This is a genomic window from Chitinophaga sp. 180180018-3 (assembly GCF_037893185.1).
Taxonomy (GTDB): Bacteria; Bacteroidota; Bacteroidia; order Chitinophagales; family Chitinophagaceae; genus Chitinophaga.
The window spans coordinates 6,750,001-6,766,613 of the sequence record NZ_CP140772.1 but is presented as its reverse complement, the minus strand read 5'-3'; the positions used below and the strand labels follow the sequence as shown (position 1 = coordinate 6,766,613).

At 45.8% G+C, this 16,613-nt stretch carries 14 protein-coding genes (1 of these 14 running past the window's edge); 8 read left to right on the top strand and 6 right to left on the bottom strand.

The window, feature by feature from the left end; all coding sequences use genetic code 11:
• Nucleotides 1–61 precede the first annotated feature (61 nt).
• The 5 genes from UNH61_RS26515 to UNH61_RS26495 form a co-directional block, all read right to left on the bottom strand.
• Nucleotides 62–2,386 carry a hypothetical protein gene (locus UNH61_RS26515; RefSeq protein WP_326995020.1) on the bottom strand — a complete coding sequence of 775 codons (2,325 nt, stop codon included), beginning with the start codon at nucleotides 2,384–2,386 and terminating at the stop codon, nucleotides 62–64.
• 233 nt (nucleotides 2,387–2,619) lie between these two features.
• Nucleotides 2,620–3,846, bottom strand: coding sequence for a diaminopimelate decarboxylase (lysA, locus tag UNH61_RS26510; protein ID WP_326995019.1), 1,227 nt, complete (start codon nucleotides 3,844–3,846; stop codon nucleotides 2,620–2,622).
• A 99-nt stretch (nucleotides 3,847–3,945) separates the two neighbouring features.
• Nucleotides 3,946–4,344: an RNA-binding S4 domain-containing protein gene (locus UNH61_RS26505; protein WP_326995018.1), complete on the bottom strand. Its 399-nt coding sequence runs from the start codon at nucleotides 4,342–4,344 to the stop codon at nucleotides 3,946–3,948.
• Between the two features lie 83 nt (nucleotides 4,345–4,427).
• A complete protein-coding gene (locus UNH61_RS26500; protein ID WP_326995017.1) occupies nucleotides 4,428–5,798 on the bottom strand; it encodes a dipeptidase in 1,371 nt (456 codons plus the stop codon).
• 168 nt (nucleotides 5,799–5,966) lie between these two features.
• Nucleotides 5,967–6,431, bottom strand: coding sequence for a response regulator (locus UNH61_RS26495; RefSeq protein WP_326995016.1), 465 nt, complete (start codon nucleotides 6,429–6,431; stop codon nucleotides 5,967–5,969).
• A 389-nt stretch (nucleotides 6,432–6,820) separates the two neighbouring features.
• Between UNH61_RS26495 and UNH61_RS26490 the strand changes: the two genes are divergently transcribed.
• From UNH61_RS26490 to UNH61_RS26470, 5 genes are all read left to right on the top strand, one after another.
• A complete protein-coding gene (locus UNH61_RS26490) occupies nucleotides 6,821–7,399 on the top strand; it encodes a LemA family protein (protein WP_326995015.1) in 579 nt (192 codons plus the stop codon).
• A gap of 78 nt (nucleotides 7,400–7,477) precedes the next feature.
• Nucleotides 7,478–7,933 carry a TPM domain-containing protein gene (locus tag UNH61_RS26485; protein WP_326995014.1) on the top strand — a complete coding sequence of 152 codons (456 nt, stop codon included), beginning with the start codon at nucleotides 7,478–7,480 and terminating at the stop codon, nucleotides 7,931–7,933.
• A 35-nt stretch (nucleotides 7,934–7,968) separates the two neighbouring features.
• Entirely contained in the window at nucleotides 7,969–8,748 is a 780-nt protein-coding gene (locus UNH61_RS26480; RefSeq protein WP_326995013.1) for a TPM domain-containing protein, read from the top strand.
• Between the two features lie 22 nt (nucleotides 8,749–8,770).
• A complete protein-coding gene (locus tag UNH61_RS26475) occupies nucleotides 8,771–9,697 on the top strand; it encodes a hypothetical protein (protein WP_326995012.1) in 927 nt (308 codons plus the stop codon).
• 103 nt (nucleotides 9,698–9,800) lie between these two features.
• Nucleotides 9,801–11,018, top strand: a complete 1,218-nt coding sequence (locus UNH61_RS26470; RefSeq protein ID WP_326992991.1) for an IS4 family transposase — start codon at nucleotides 9,801–9,803, stop codon at nucleotides 11,016–11,018.
• 196 nt (nucleotides 11,019–11,214) lie between these two features.
• Here UNH61_RS26470 and UNH61_RS26465 read toward each other — a convergent pair whose 3' ends face one another.
• On the bottom strand, nucleotides 11,215–13,764 hold the full coding sequence (locus UNH61_RS26465; RefSeq protein ID WP_326995011.1) for a M1 family metallopeptidase: 2,550 nt from the start codon (nucleotides 13,762–13,764) through the stop codon (nucleotides 11,215–11,217).
• Nucleotides 13,765–13,897: 133 nt separating this feature from the next.
• Here UNH61_RS26465 and UNH61_RS26460 point away from each other — a divergent pair, with 133 nt between their 5' ends.
• From UNH61_RS26460 to truA, 3 genes are all read left to right on the top strand, one after another.
• Nucleotides 13,898–14,395 carry an acetyl-CoA carboxylase biotin carboxyl carrier protein subunit gene (locus tag UNH61_RS26460; RefSeq protein WP_326995010.1) on the top strand — a complete coding sequence of 166 codons (498 nt, stop codon included), beginning with the start codon at nucleotides 13,898–13,900 and terminating at the stop codon, nucleotides 14,393–14,395.
• Between the two features lie 37 nt (nucleotides 14,396–14,432).
• Complete coding sequence (locus UNH61_RS26455) at nucleotides 14,433–15,962, top strand: DUF4476 domain-containing protein (RefSeq protein ID WP_326995009.1); 1,530 nt, start codon at nucleotides 14,433–14,435, stop codon at nucleotides 15,960–15,962.
• A gap of 65 nt (nucleotides 15,963–16,027) precedes the next feature.
• A protein-coding gene (gene truA / locus UNH61_RS26450) for a tRNA pseudouridine(38-40) synthase TruA (protein WP_326995008.1) crosses the window boundary here: on the top strand, nucleotides 16,028–16,613 show its 5' portion. The gene runs 179 nt beyond the window's last position; the window shows 586 of its 765 coding nt (coding positions 1–586); the start codon lies at nucleotides 16,028–16,030; its stop codon lies off the right edge, out of view.

Sequence of the window (16,613 nt, the reverse complement as noted above, 5' to 3'; positions counted from 1 at the left end):
TAGTCTTTAGTAAAAATGCAGCGGAGATTATCTCCGCTGCATTTTTACTAAAGACTAAAGACTATTCCAGGTTTACCTTCACCCTCAACGCTTTCAACCCACTTACTCCCTGCAACTCTTCCAGATCCAGCATTTCGATGCCAGGTAGCAGGATGTTTTTGCTCTGGAGGAAGGAGATGTATTTTTTTAGCTCTTCCATCTCCCTCATATAGGAATATACCATGGCGATAGTACCAGGCTGGGTAAGGCGTTCACCGGTATCTTTAATATGCACTTTGTCGATACGTTTTTTAATGATCTCGTACCGTACATTATAGGCGCCTTCCACATCGAAGCGGCGTTCGTCGCTACGGAAACTGATGGTAATGGGGGAGCTGTGCATCAGTATCATCTGCGTCGTTTGCAGGGGCACTTTCAGTTTGGGAGAAAGGCGGTGAGTAACCCGCGCAATCTGTGCCATCGACGAAAGCTGCCACAGGCGAAGGTTTCGCAGATATAAATGGTCGAATTTCTTGCCCTCAGCAATCGACTGCCCAATGTAGATGGTGTATTCCACCCCGTCTGTGCGGTACTTTTCGAAGTAGCACGGGAACGATTGCTGTATATATTGCCGCTCTTTTTCCAGGTACTGGCTGATCACCGTGTTGATGGCTGAAAGGCTTTCTTCGTATTCCCTGCGGTGGTGGTATACGTGTCCGCTTTGTTTATCCATTTCTGTGAAATAATCGGCCAGCACGGGTTGCAGCGCCTCATGCTCTTCACTCAGGTGAGTGAGTATGGGATGTATTTCCTGCTCCATGAATTCGTTCACCTTCAGGTCTTCCCCTGCCTGCAGCGTGTGGCTGAGGTTTTCCAGGAGGTCGTTGGTTTTGAACTGCATCTCTTCCAGCAGGGGCAGGTGAATGGTATTGCTTATTGTGGTGAGTGTATCACGGATCAATTCCAGCTGCTCCTGCAGATCTTCCCGTATCGCGTTGCCCTGTTGTACAGATGAATTGCGGATATCAACAGCGCCATATAACGGGAACACCTCATCGAAGCTGATATTCTCGATATCTTTCCTTTCTTCTTCCGGTGTAAGCAGGTAATTCCAGGCAGCATCCACAAATTTCCATTCAACGGCTGGTTGCAGAGCGGTGAACTGATCTTTGATGACTTCATTGAGCCGGTTTTCCAGGATGTTCCTGCTGCGACTCAGCATCAATCCCAGCAGAGGGTAAGTGTTCTGGAATTTCCAGAGAGGATCGGCGGAAAGCCGGTCGGGAACAGAGGAAGCCAGCTGCAATACACCCAGGATCTCTTTTTTATGCGTGATCGGAAACACAAGGAAACTCCGGATATTTTTGACAGGGAGGTACTTAAGGAACGGGTGCCCAGCAATGGTATTGTCGTTTACATCCGGGATTACCAACGGAGTTGGATGCAACTTCAGATGATCCAGCAATAGCTGGAAGAAATGCTGCTGTTGCTTTTTATTGCCAATACCGAGAATTGGATCATTATTGGAGAATTGTTCTTCCAGCACGTTTTTACCATTCACTTTCGGAAATGGTACCAGGTGTGCAGTTATATCGGGGATACCCATGATAACCGGTATCATTTTTTCGAGTGCCCGGTAGCTATCCTGCTCATTGCTGGGCTGCATGTTCATCACCAGGTTCTTGATGTTGTTGAGGGTTTCAGATTGGGTAACGTCTTTAACGGTCCATATCACGAAGCCTTCCAAAGAAAACATCTTTGGCGGAAGGGTTGTTATCAGCGATTCCGGAGTCATTTGCCGGCTGCAGAACTGATCGTAGTTGAAGTCGGGCAGCACCCCATTTACCTTTACCTCCACAAACCTGGGATCTATATTCACTTTCACAAAGCGTTTGCCTCCGTCAGGAGTGTCCAGGGTGTGAATCAGCTCATTCTTATAATCCATGGGGAAGTGGTATACCTTCTCCAGGATAAGCTTATAGAGCCAGGTCATTTTATCTTTCTTCACCTGGGAAATGGAGATCCCCTGGGGAACGGCTGCCAGCTCTTCTCCGCCCGCAGTGAAAAGCTGCTTAAAGAGGTTGGAGTAGTAAAACAACGCGAATCTGAAGGGAACACCGATGCCATAGATATCCTTATCGGTGTCTGCTGTAACCGGGAAAATGGCCGCCGTCACCATGTCCAGATACTCTTTGTAAATGCTAAGATCTGCATCTGTTCTGATCGGCCTAAGTATATCCGGATTACTTTCAAATTTATCAATGATCAGCTGGTAAAGCGCTGCGCGTGAATCGCCATCTGAGGCTACTTTCTCTTTCAGGTAGTTCAGAAATGGAACGAATGAGATATATGTATCAATTACTTCGTCGTCGTTAAAAATACCGGGGTGTGCAGTTAATACTTTCATAAAACCTTATAAGTATAATTATAATCAAAAGCGTTTCCTTTAAGTATGTCAGGAAATAAAACATCTTTCAATTTACAGCAATAAACAGTGCAGGAGTAGCAGGGAAGGATATTAATGTAGACGCAAAGGTAGGGGAAATATTGTATGAAATCCGGATTTCCCGGATCCAGGGATTTGCCTCTTAACTAAGAGATTGTAAATCAAATACCTGAATCCGGGTGAAAAACGGAAATTTATTGCAATTCGATCTGGTTTTTTAGCAGGTCTTCCAATGTATCGCGCCTGCGGATCAGCTGCGGCTTACCATCTTTGATAAGCACTTCTGCCGGTTTCAGACGGGAATTGAAGTTAGACGACATTTCAAACCCATAGGCACCGGCATTATAAAATACCAGGTAGTCGCCTTCCCTTACTTCATTGATCTTCCTGTCCCAGCCGAAGGTATCAGTTTCACAGATATTTCCTACAACCGTATATATCCGTTCTGTACCCTTAGGATTGGAGATGTTACGGATCAGATGGAAGGCATCGTAGAACATGGGCCTGATCAGATGGTTGAAGCCTGAATTCACGCCTACAAATACGTTGGCAGTAGTTTGTTTGATTACATTGGCTTTCACCACAAAATATCCGCTCTGGCTTACGAGAAACTTGCCCGGCTCAAACCAAAGCTGCAGCGGACGCACATAAGTCTTCGCAAATTTATTGAACGCATCGCTCAGCTTTCGGCCAAGTAATTCGATATCAGTTTCCGGATCTCCTTGTTGATAAGCCACTTTGAAGCCGCTTCCCAGGTCAATAGATTCCAGGTCGGGGAAATGTTGTACCATCTCCAGCATTACTTCCACACCACGCAGGAATACATCTACATCCTTAATTTCAGAGCCAGTATGCATATGCAAACCAGTTACTTTCAATTTAGTAGAATTGATGATGCGTTCTATGTGGCGCATCTGGTGAATGGAAATGCCAAATTTGCTGTCGATATGCCCGGTAGATATCTTGAAATTACCGCCGGCCATAATATGTGGATTCAGCCGGATACAGATCGGGTAGCTGCCACCGAACTTATTACCAAACTGCTCCAGGATAGAGAGATTATCGATGTTAATAATCACACCCAGATCCTTGGCTGCGATAATTTCCTGCAGATCTACACAGTTAGGGGTGAAGATAATGTTCTTAGGATCAAAGCCGGCTTTCAGCCCCAGTTGTACTTCCTGTATGGAAACGGTATCCAGTCCGCATCCCAGCGAATTGATGTACTTCAGGATATTGATGTTGGTCAATGCCTTACAGGCGTAAAAGAAGCGGGTGTCGGCCTTATGAAACGCCTTCTGTAGCTTTTCATACTGGGTTTTGATCTTTTCCGCGTGGTATATGTATACCGGGGTACCAAATTCTTCTGCCACTTTTACAAGGAAATCGGCAGGTAGTACGTCACTTTGTTTAGTAGGCATTGAAACTCCTTAGTTTAAAGAATGAGTTGGCAAAATTACTACGCAAAAGTGAGAAAATGTAGAAAAAAGGTAGAGCTGAGGAAGACAGACAGGCAGGCGTTACTCTTCGCCGGCGTCCCCATCCATGAATCCATCGATTTGCCTTCTGTCTTTCTTAGTGGGTCGGCCTATCTTACTTTGGCGTTTACCGGTCTGGAATACAGACGCAACATAGGCTGCCGCCAGTTTATCTTCATCAGGGGTGCTGTCAATATAATGCTTGATGGCCTCGCTGTAGGCCACCCGGTTGGAAATCACACTTACTACCTCGATCACCCATTTGCGGGCTTCGCCACGGATATCAAATTTATCGCCTACAGATACAGGTTTGGCGGCTTTTACGGAAGAACCGTTCATTTTCACCTTGCCACTGTCGCAGGCTGTGGCTGCCTGGCTACGGGTTTTGAACACTCTGATGGCCCAGAGATATTTATCGACACGTACTTTTTCGTTAGACATAAAAATAGCTTTTAGCCGGCGTTTAGCCTTTAGCGGTTAGTTTGCTGCTGACCAGCTAACTAACCGCTAAAGACTAAAAACTCCTACCGGCTTAACTCTGCAAAGAATTTATGGAAATAAGGTATGGTCTCTATGCCTTTGTAATAGTTATCCAAACCGTATTTCTCATTCGGTGAATGGAGGTTATCGCTGTCCAGCCCGAAGCCCATCAACACTGTTTTCAATCCCAGTTCTTTTTCGAATAACGCTACAATGGGAATGCTTCCACCTCCACGAACCGGAATAGGCGCCTTTCCAAAGGTAGTATGGATAGCTTTATGAGCTGCCTGGAATGCTACCGAATCGGTAGGCGTTACGTACGGACTACCACCATGGTGTTTGGTTACCTTTACTTTCACGCTCTTAGGGGCAATCGCCTCAAAGTGTTTGGTGAAGAGGTCGGAGATCTCATGCCAGTCCTGGTTAGGCACCAGCCGCATAGATATCTTGGCAAATGCTTTCGATGGTAACACGGTCTTGGAACCTTCGCCGGTATAACCACCCCAGATACCGTTTACCTCCAGTGTTGGGCGGATGCCGGTTCTTTCAATGGTAGTATATCCTTTCTCTCCCCATACATCACTTATACCTAAGTCTTTCTTGTATTCCTCTTCATCGAAAGGAGCGGCGTTAAGTGCAGCTCTTTCTTCTGCATTCAGCTCCTGTACTTTATCATAGAAACCAGGGATGGTGATATGATTGTTTTCATCATGGAGTGATGCAATCATCTTTGCAAGGATGGTGGCCGGGTTTGCAACCGCACCGCCATAAACGCCACTGTGAAGGTCGCGGTTAGGGCCGGTTACCTCTACTTCCATATAGGCCAGTCCACGTAAGCCCGTATCAATAGAAGGATTTTCCAGGCTGATCATAGAAGTATCTGAAATCAGCACTACATCAGCTTTCAGCCGCTCTTTGTTTTCTTTCAGGAAAATGCCGAGGTTGGCAGAACCCACTTCTTCTTCTCCTTCTATCATAAACTTGATATTGCAGGGAAGGGTGTTCGTTTGGTGCATGGTTTCAAAGGCTTTTACATGCATGTAAAACTGCCCTTTATCGTCGGCACTACCGCGCGCATATATATTGCCATCTTTGATTACTGGTTCAAATGGCCCGCTGTGCCACAGTTCCAGCGGATCTGCGGGTTGCACATCGTAGTGGCCGTATACGAGTACAGTAGGTAAGGATGGATCTATGATTTTTTCTCCATAAACGATCGGGTGCCCCGCTGTCTGACAAACTTCTACCTTTTCAGCACCAGCTTCTTCCAGGTGTTTTTTTACTGCTTCAGCACATTTCCGGGTATCTTCATTAAACCGGGAATCCGCACTCACAGAAGGAATGCGCAACAATGCCAGTAATTCATCCAGGAAACGATCTTTATTCTTTGCCTGGTAATCTTTCCAAACTTGCATGATTCATGAAATTAGGTTCACAATGTCGTGCAAGTTAACGGAAAATCAATATTCAGCAGTTGAAGGGAACGGCTTTTTGATAAATGGCCTTGGCGGAAATATCAGGCAAAAGAAATATCGGCCCCGTTTGGCAGGGCTATACTCACTGTCGGCACCGGAACTAAATGATCAGGAAATCAGCTTTTGCCGTACCAGAAACTCCAGCTTCTGGTTTACATCCAGCAGTTTGGCAGTAAGTTCTTTGTTTTCCTTACGAAGGGCATATACCTCGTAAGCCTTATCAATGTTGTGTTTCAACTCCTCTTCATTCCACGGTTTAGAGAAGTATTTGTAGACCTGCCCTTTATTAATGGCATCTACTACTGCGTTAATATCGGCATAGCCTGTCAGCAGCATACGAATCGGATCCGGATACTTTTCGAGTATTGACTCAAAAAACTCTATCCCTGTTGTTTTGGGCATCCGCTGATCAGAGATAATGATGTGAAACTCCTGTTCTGCCAGCAGTTTTTCTGCTTCTTCTGCAGACGAGGCTGTTACTACAGTATACATTCTCCTGAACGAAGCCTTGAAGGCATTCAGATTATGTATCTCATCATCAATATAGAGTATATGGATGTGTGGTGCACTCATTTAAGCAGACTTATTCCAAGTTATTGATAATAAATGAGTTATAAAACAATGAGATTTTTGATTCTGTTTTCTGTCCATCCTGCCCCGCATTCCCTCAGATTGTTTGGTAAAACATTCAACGTTTTACATATTGCAAAGGTACATATAAACATACTGTTTTAAGACGAATATTTCAAGGGAGGCTGAACTTTTTTGAAAATTTGCGGTTTCCTTATCCGATAGCAATTTTAGTGGCTGAGTTTATCTATTTTCGTGTTGCTGTGAAAAATATAGATTCACCGTTTTTTTCATAACTTTTACCTACAAAAAAACTGCTTACGCCGGCAGCGCCCCAAAACAGGAACAGGTTTTGCGTATTGGCCGGCATTAACTCTTAAATATTTAATCTGATGAGAACAGGAATTATTGTTATTGTAGTACTTGCACTGCTTGTGATGTTTGGTTGTGGCAAATACAACGGCCTTGTGAGCAAGGAAGAGAATGTAAAAAATAAGTGGGGCCAGGTACAAAGTGCCTATCAACGCCGCGCTGATTTGATCCCTAACCTCGTGGCTACTGTAAAAGGTGCCGCTAATTTTGAACAAGGAACCCTGGAAAAAGTTGTACAGGCACGTGCCAGCGCTACCCAGATCAAGGTGGACGCCAATGATCTCAGTCCTGAAAAAATTCAGCAATACCAGGCTGCTCAGGGACAATTAAGTTCCGCTTTAGGCCGGCTGCTGATGGTAACCGAGAATTATCCGGACCTGAAAGCGAATGCCAACTTCCAGAATCTGCAGGCGCAGCTGGAAGGAACAGAAAACAGGATCAATGTATCCCGCAACGATTTCAACAATGCGGTGAACGAATATAACAGCTCCATGCGTACTTTCCCGACTAACATCGTGGCTGGTATTACAGGGTTCAAACAGAAAGGTTATTTCGAAGCTGCTGCCGGATCAGACAAAGCTCCGGAAGTGAAGTTCTAAAACAACCCCTACTTAGGTACTCATGCCTGGATATCAGCAATGGATTCAGGCATGAGCGACTTTTATAAAAATTAGAGCATGCGCATTTTCCCCTTTAAGCGAAAAGAGATTTTTTCAGAATCGGAAAAGAACAGAATAGTGCAGGCTATCCGGGTGGCTGAGCGGCTCACATCCGGAGAGATCAGGTTGTTTGTGGAAAGTCATTGCAGTTATGTGAATCCCATGGACAGGGCGAAGGAAGCATTCGTATCACTGGACATGGGAAAAACCAGGTTGCGCAATGGCGTGCTGGTATACGTGGCGATCAAAGACCGGCAATTTGCCATTTTGGGCGACCAGGGCATCCACGATAAAGTGGGTGACGATTTCTGGGCAAAGGAAGCGGAGTTGCTGATCCGTCATTTTCAGGGTAACGACATTATCGGAGGCATAGAGGCCTGTATTGAAGAAATCGGCACCTCCCTCCGTACTTACTTCCCGCATGAAGCCGGCGATGAAAATGAGCTGCCAGACGATATCGTTTTCGGCAGATGACCGCCACTCTTTTTAAACGATTATAGGTTGATACAATGAGAATATTACGCTGGTTTTTACCGGGATTGTTATTGATGGCCGGATTACTGGTTAAGGCCCAGAATATTCCGCCCCGTCCTAATCCTCCTTCCCTGGTAAATGATTTCGCAGGTATTTTGCTGAAGAATGAAGATGAGGCATTGGAACAGAAGGTGGTGGCATACAACGACAGCACGTCCACCCAGATTGCCATTGTTACCCTGAAGTCGGTCGGCGATTACGACATTTCCCAGGTATCATTAAAAATACTGCGGGATTGGGGGATAGGTAGCAAAGGCAAGAACAATGGGATACTAATTCTTGTTTCAGTTGAAGACAGGAAGATCAGGATCGAGACGGGATATGGTATGGAAGGGGCGGTGCCTGATGCCATTGCCAACGATATCATTAACCAGATTATTAAGCCTGCTTTCCGCGAAGGCCGTTATTATGAAGGCCTGAACGGGGCGGTGGACGCTATTGAAAAAGCAGCTGCCGGTGAATACAAAGCAGACCCCAAACAGAGTGAGCCTGGAATAAGCCCGGGAGTTATCTTCCTGGTGATTATGGTCATTGTGATTATTGTTTCCATTATTAGTCGCGGTGGCGGCGGCGGTGGTGGTGGCGGTACCACTTATAACAGACGTGGTGGCTGGATATGGCCGGTGATCGGAGGCATGAGCGGCTGGGGCAGTGGAAGTAGCGGTGGTGGCTGGTCCGGCGGCGGTGGAGGCGGCGGCTTCGGTGGTTTTGGCGGTGGATCCGGTGGCGGTGGTGGAGCCAGTGGCAGCTGGTAATTTTCTCGCATAAAGTTATTTTATGTCGTATCTGAATGTGTTGAACGGAGATGCAGTACTGACCGTATTCCGCGAAAGCGGCATACCGGGAGAAGTTGTCATATGCCGGGAAATGATGTGCGAAGGCAAAGCAAAATATACGACACACCTGCCAGAATTTTTTGAAAGCAGGGCAAAGCACCTGGAGTTTCACTACGGGATCGATAAGCAATCTTACTATACAAACGTTGTGCAGGAACTGGAGAAATTATATACCTCCGGCGCTGTTGCGGATGAGATCATCCTTTGGTTTGAATACGACCTTTTCTGCCAGGTGAACCTGTTATTTGTGCTTTATTACCTCAGCAACAGATTATCAGATCTGCCTCCCATAAGTATAGCAGATCTGACACACAAGCCACTTCCGGCCGACCTGGTAACAGCTTTTGAAGAGCGCGTCCGGCTGGATGAGAAAGACCTGGGTTGGGCCGCGGAGATATGGGAAGCCTGGTGTATGAAAACGCCACAACCACTGGAAGTTATCAGTAAGCTGCCATCCGGCACGGGCAGACTAAAATACATGCCCGCTGCCATTAACGCCCATCTGAAAAGATTCCCCGATGTTAATACCGGGTTGAGTATCATAGAAAATTACTTCCTGTTACACCTGGTATTAGGCAGCTACCGCTGGTACGAGTTGTACCGGCTCTTCTGGAACGAATTGGAAATTTATGGCTTCGGTGATTTTCAACTCGATCTGCTGGTGCGCAAGATGGTGCATGCAGGTGTCGTTACCGAAGAAGATCAGATGCTGAAAATAACCAGCCTTGGACGGGAAATCCTTGAGGAAGAAGAAAACTACCTCGATTATATATCACAGGAACACCGCTGGCTGGGCGGGGTACGCCTTTCTAATACCCCGTGGAGATGGGATGAGGAAGAGAAAGGGCTGGTGGAAATTAGGAATTAGGAATCATTGGTGTCCGGGGAAAAAAAGAAGTCAATGAATAAAAACGGGGACAATCGTCCCCGTTTTTTGGTATTTTCAAGTTACCACACTTAAAAAAAGTACCATGAGTAAAGGTATATATTTTACCGGACAGCCGATATTTAGTCAGTTACTTTCTTTTATTCCCAGACCGCTGGTGAACAAATTAGCCATTCACTATCAGGCAGATCGTTGCTGTAAGCGATTCAAGACCTATGATCATCTGGTGACGCTACTTTACAGTATAATTAATCAGTGTAGCTCCTTGCGGGAGGTTACTACAGGCATGCTGGCCTGGGAGCACCGACTAGCCCATCTGGGCATCACCCATCCGCCCAGAAGGAGTACTATTTCTGATGCCAGTATACGTAGAGGTACAAAAGTTTTTGAAGCCATCTACCTGGAACTATTAAAGCGGTATGGACAATTTTTACCGGACAGCCGGCCGGCAAAACTGGCATCAAAACTTTATCTGTTTGATTCTACCACTATCAGCCTGTTTCAGCAGATATTAAAAGGGGCAGGTAAATCTGATATGGATGGAAGACGCAAAGGCGGTATTAAAGTACACACTTTAATGAGAAGCGATCAGGATGTACCCTGTATGGTTAGATTCAGCGCTGCTGCCAAAGCTGATGTTTCCTTTCTTAAAAAAGTGGTGTTACCTGCCGGGTCAATCCTGGTATTTGATAAAGGATACAGAGACTATAGTGCTTATAACACTTTGGATGAAGGAGCCATTACATGGATAACCCGTAACATCGATAGTTCCATTCATACAATTATCGAAGATCGTCCCATCAGTGAGTCGCAGGTAAACAAGGGGGTTTTAGCTGACCGGGAAATTGAGTTAGGACATAATCATAATAAAAAAAATGCTAAGGTAAAGGCCCGACTTATTACTTATAAGGACAAAAAAAGCGGCCATATCTTTGAATTTATAACTAATGATTTTCATCTCAAACCTGCTACTATAGCTGATTGTTATCATAAAAGGTGGCAGATTGAATTATTATTTAAGCGGCTAAAGCAAAATTATCCCCTTAGATACTTTCTGGGAGATAGCCCCAATGCTATTAAAATACAAATCTGGTGTGTAATGATTGCTGATCTTATTCTTAAAGTAATCAGCTCTAACTACAAATGCAAATGGTCCTTTTCTAATCTGGTTAGTATGGTCAGGCTACATATGATGACTTATATGAACCTTAAAGCCTTTATCACGGCGGCCGAAAAAAGCCTTTTAGACAGGTTCAATCAGTATAAAGCTAAAGATTCTCCGCTTTTGCTATTTGCCACATAGGGGCCTGGAACTTTAAATATCCCTTTTTTGAACCTTTTATGCCCGTAAAACCTAGGCTTTTTGATCAAGCCTAAGTTTTACCGGACACCAGTAATTAGGAATTACGAATTACGAAATAAAGCGAAGACCTAAGCAGATAATATTTTCATTTAGATTATTATCTGCTTAGGTCTTCGCTTTATTTCGTAATTCGTAATTAATCCTTAATCGTCTTCTTTATCTCCGCTGCTGTCTTGCGGAAATAATCCGATTGTTTCTGCAATTCATCGCGATTGGTGCCGCTTACAGTAGTAGTATCCCGGCTTTTCTTCTCGGCGATTTCCTGCATCCAATTGCTGATGTAAGTGCTTACCTGTGAGTTGTTAAACTGCGCTGTCATGGCTTTTACCTGGTCGATGCCTTTCAGTACAGCGGTGGTATTGTTAATCTTCGCCAGGAAACCCAGGTAGTCGAATGCAGCATTTAGCTTGTCCTGGCCGCTGGTTTCATCGAATTTAGCAGCTACGTAATCTACATCAGCAGCATTGCCCTGCTTGGCAAAAATGCCGGCAATAGCCGTTACCAGTTTACCTTTCGCATCGGCCGACATTTTCTGCGCCACTGCATAAGCTTTTTCCTGGTCCAGTGCTGAGAGGCCTTCGAGGCCGGCAGCTTCTACTCCGTACGACGGATCTTTTGTAGCTGTTTCAAACATCGCAGCATATTGCGGATCTTTCAGCTCAACCAGCTGTTGCAGCGCTGCCGCCCGTACCAGCGAACTGGGATCTTTCTGAGCCAGCTCCAGTATCACCGGCAATGCCGCCGCCTTGATGGTGCTGTTACTCATATTCAGTTTGCCAAGAGCATATGTTCTCAAACCGTGGTATTTGTCTTTCAGTGCAAGCTGGAGTATCCGGGCTGCCTCCGGGTTACTGCCCTGCGCTTCAGCAGCCTCGTCGATGGCTATACGACGATCCATGTACGTAGGCGCATGCTGGTATTGGAAAGCATAGGTGCTGAACGGACGATGATCGTCGACTTTAGCCAATACTACCTTGTCGGCATCCACGTTCACCAGGTCGGGTTTGTTATGATAGGAGAACGTAAAGGAATCTACCCGGTTGGTCATAAATATATTATGCCGGGTTGCCTTACTACCCTCATATACATCTATTGCCATCGGGATCTGCCATATTTTATCCTCCTTCTGGATCTGCTGGATAACAACCGTCACTTTTTTCGCCGCTTCATCATATTTGTAGCTGATATCCAGTTGTGGGAAGCCTTTACCAAAGTACCATTCGTTGAAGAACCAGTTCATATCACGGCCAGTCACTTCTTCAAAAGCAAGGCGGAGCTGATGCGCTTCTGTGGCTTTAAATGCATAGGTTTTCAGATAGAGGTTCAGTGATTTGAAGAAAGCAGAATCACCTACTGCATAACGCAGCATATTCAGAATACGGCCGCCTTTCTGATAAGTCACCTGGTCAAACATGTCTTCCCGGTCACGATAGTGAAAGCGTACCAGGTCTTTATCACCAGAATATTGTACCATCGACATATACGATTGGGTGGCTTCCAGGCTATGCTCATCAGCGGCATCCCTTCCATATTTGTACTCCAGCCAGAGGTATTCACTGTAGTCTGCGAAAGATTCGTTCATCGTGAGATTACTCCAGGATTCAGCAGTGGCCAGGTCTCCGAACCAGTGGTGAAACAATTCGTGCGCAATCACAGATTCGTTGTAGTTATTGTTGTCGAGCAGTTCCCTGTCTGTTTTCTGAAGAAACTCTCCGTGCAATGTGGCCGTAGTATTTTCCATTGCGCCTGAAACATAGTCGCGGCCGGTGATCTGGGAGTATTTTACCCAGGGATAATCATAGCCCAGCAGTTTAGAATAAAAGGTGAGCATTTCCGGAGTATTGCCGAAAATATTGCGCGCATATTTCTCGAAAGGTTTTTCCACATAATAATTTACCTCCTTACCACGCCAGCTGTCTTTTACAATAGCATATTCACCCACCGCCATCATGAAGAGATAAGGGGAATGGGGCAGATCCATCTTCCAGGTATCAGTACGGGTACCATCTGCGTTATTCTTCTGGCTAACCAGTTTACCGTTCGACAGTGTAACGTATTTCTTTTCTACCGTCATACTGATCTCTTCAGTACATTTCTGGTTGGTTTTATCGATAGTCGGAAACCATGCTGAGGCACTTTCTGTTTCACCCTGCGTCCATATCTGGATAGGCTTTTTAGGATCTTTACCGTCGGGGTTGATGAAGTATAATCCTTTGGCCTCCGTGATCGCCGCACTGCCCTTGACTTTCAGCTCATCGGGCTTGGAGGTATAATTAATATGTATAATGTATGATTCGGTAGCGTTGTAGGATTTGTCGAGTGCAATGTGCAGCTGCATATTATCGTAGCTGTATTTCAACGGAATATTCCTGTTGCCTTTTACCAGCGCTACTTCCTTAATATCCATACCTTTGGCATCGAGGGTCAGGGAGTCGGTAGCATAGAAATGGGGTTTGAGGGTGATCCAGGCCTTACCATAAAGGTATCTTTTGGCGTAATCGAAACGTACATCCAGTTTCGTATGTACCAGGTCATTTACTTTGGTGGCAGCTGCTCTGTAGATGTTTAATGCGGGGTCTTCCAGGTTAGACTTGTCTGATTGGGCAAGCAACGAAGCACTCAACCCCATTATAGCCATTCCTCCGACCAGCATTCCTTTCAGGGATTGCTTCAGATGTTGATTCATGGAAAAAACGATTTAAAACAAATGTATCGGCTTGGCCGACTTAAACGCATCAAATTTAAACAAATGGGCTAAAAACGAGCTAAGTGGTTAAAAATGCTATTTTTGTTACAGTTACAGGCCAATAAAATAGCATATGATCAAAGCAACAGTAAACGGTAAATCTGTATTTGCCGTTAATAATGATAAAAAACTAACCTGCAACGATCAGGAAGTAAACTGGTCGGCAGTACAGTTACCGACAGGAGATTACAGTATTATCATGAATGGTCATAGCTACCAGGCCCAGGTTTTACGGATCGACAGAGACACTAAAACAGTAACCTTGCAAATCGGGCTGCAGCACTTTGAAGTGGCGTTGGAAGAGCCTATTGATCAGCTATTGGCCTCTATGGGTATTAAAGATGCCATGGCCCGGAAAGTGAACGACATAAAAGCGCCTATGCCAGGACTGGTACTGAAAGTATTGGTAAGTCCGGGGCAGGCCATCCGCAAAGGTGATCCGGTGTTGATACTGGAAGCCATGAAAATGGAAAATGTGTTCAAGGCGGCATCGGATGCCGTAGTGAAGGAAATCAGGATTGCCGAACGCACCGCCGTAGAAAAAGGTGAAGTGCTGGTAGTGCTGGAATAATATTTGCATAAGGACAGTTTTATACCAAGTTTATAGTATGCATCGCAAAATCAGGACAGCCATATCTGTATTGGCGTGTATGTTCCTTTTCAGCCGTGGGATGGCGCAGGGACAACGTCATTATGTTTATATCCAGAGTGAGAAGGGGCAACCATTCTATGTAAAGTACAACGGTAAGGTACTAAGCTCCACAGAGCGGGGATATATTATCATCCCGCAGCTGGAGACCGGAACCGCTCCCATCACTGTAGGATTCCCTAAAAATGCTTCCCCGGAAGCACAATTCAGCGTTAGAATAGCAAAGAATGATCAGGGTTTCCTGCTGAAAAAAGCGGGCGACGGATATTCGCTTTATAATCTGCAGACCTTCCGGGAGCTGAAGGCGAATTCAGATGCCCCTGCCGTAGCAGACGCCGCTCCGGCAACACCCGCGGCAGATGTGCCTCCGCAGGCAGAACTGGATACTGCCAAGAAAGAGATGATGACCAATCTCCAGAAAGAACTGGAAACAACATTTGCTGATAAGGCAATTGTAACCGGCCCCGCTAAAACCAATTCGGCTAATAAACAGGGAAATTCGTTTTCATCTGCCCTTGATAAAGTGGTAGTATCGGCCGACGACAGGAATGAGCCGGAACCCGTGCCTGCACCTGCTCCGGTTGTGAAAACACCAGTAGCGGCTGTGGATGCAGGAGCCGGAGTGGAAGAGCCCAGTAAGCCCGCCCGCAAGAAGCGTAGGAACGAAAGAGAGCCACTGACGGAAGAAGAGCAGGCCTTGTTGACACAGGTGATGGCAGATGAAAGTAAGACTGCAGCCAGCGAAGCAGCTGCTACAGAGGTGACTCCGCCAGCGCTGGCAGAAGAACAACCGGTGAAAAAGCATAAAAAACATAAGGCCCGTGAAGGAGAGCCTGATTTTATAGAATTCCAGGACGATAAAACGCCGGCTGCTGCTGCCACTGCTCCGCAGGTGACGGCTACAGCACCTGTAATACCTGATCTGCCTGCAACAGAGGAAACATCCGGCCGTTCGCGTAAGAAGAAACACAGAAATAGCGAAGAGAAGGGCTTTGCCAATGTGATCACCGATTCCAGCGGTTATGGTATTGCTGCATATGGAGCAGATGAACCGGTGAAAACATCAAAGAAGAAAAAGAAACACGGCGGTGATGAAACTACGCTGGATGCAGCAGGAGCACCGGTAGGCGCAGAAGTAGCAGCAGAGGCGCCCGCCGTTTCCCGGAAGAAAACAGACACTCGCCTGGTTAACTCCGATTGCAGCAATATCATGGATGAAGGTACTTTCCGTAAGGTATTGCGCAAGTTTGTAGCTGCCCGTACAGATAACAGTATGATAGATGTATTCCAGAAACAGACCCGTAATTATTGTCTGGAAACATCGCAGGTAAAAACACTGGTGCAGTTGCTGACCGGCGATGATACCCGGTATCGCCTGCTGGATGCGGCTTACTCCAAGACCTACGATTCGGAGAAATATAGTTCGCTGGAGTCGCTGTTGATAGATGACTACTACAAGGGACGCTTTAAGGCGATGCTGCATAAGTAATTTGAAAGGGGGCTTTAGCCCCCTTTTCTTTTTAATAGCTGCAATTCTTTATTTTCGCTCCCGATATGAACAGGTACTTTATAGAAGTAGCATACAAAGGAGCGCAGTACAGTGGTTTCCAGATACAGGAAAATGCACATACCGTGCAGGCAGAGATAGATCGTGCGTTGAGTTTATTACTCAGGGAAACTATTGTGAGCACTGGTTCCAGCCGTACCGATGCGGGGGTGAATGCATTACAGAACTTCCTGCACTTTGACACGGAATTGCCCTTACACCCTCAGTTTTTATATAAGATCAATGCAATTTTACCGGAAGATGTGGTGCTGAAAGGTGTCTACCTGGTGCCGCCGGATGCCAACAGCCGCTTTGCCGCGCTGGGCCGTTCTTATGAATATACGTTATACCGGCATAAGGATCCGTTTATGAAAGACCGCGGATATTTCTTTCCTTATAAACTGGACCATGATGCGCTGCAGGAGGCTGCTGCTGTCATTATGGAGTATCGTGATTTTACTACCTTTTCGAAGAGAAATACACAGGTAAAGACCTATATCTGTAATATAACTACTTCTTACTGGACAATCGGGGAAGAGCGTATATCCTATAACGTTACCGCCAATCGTTTTTTGCGGGGGATGGTGAGGGGCC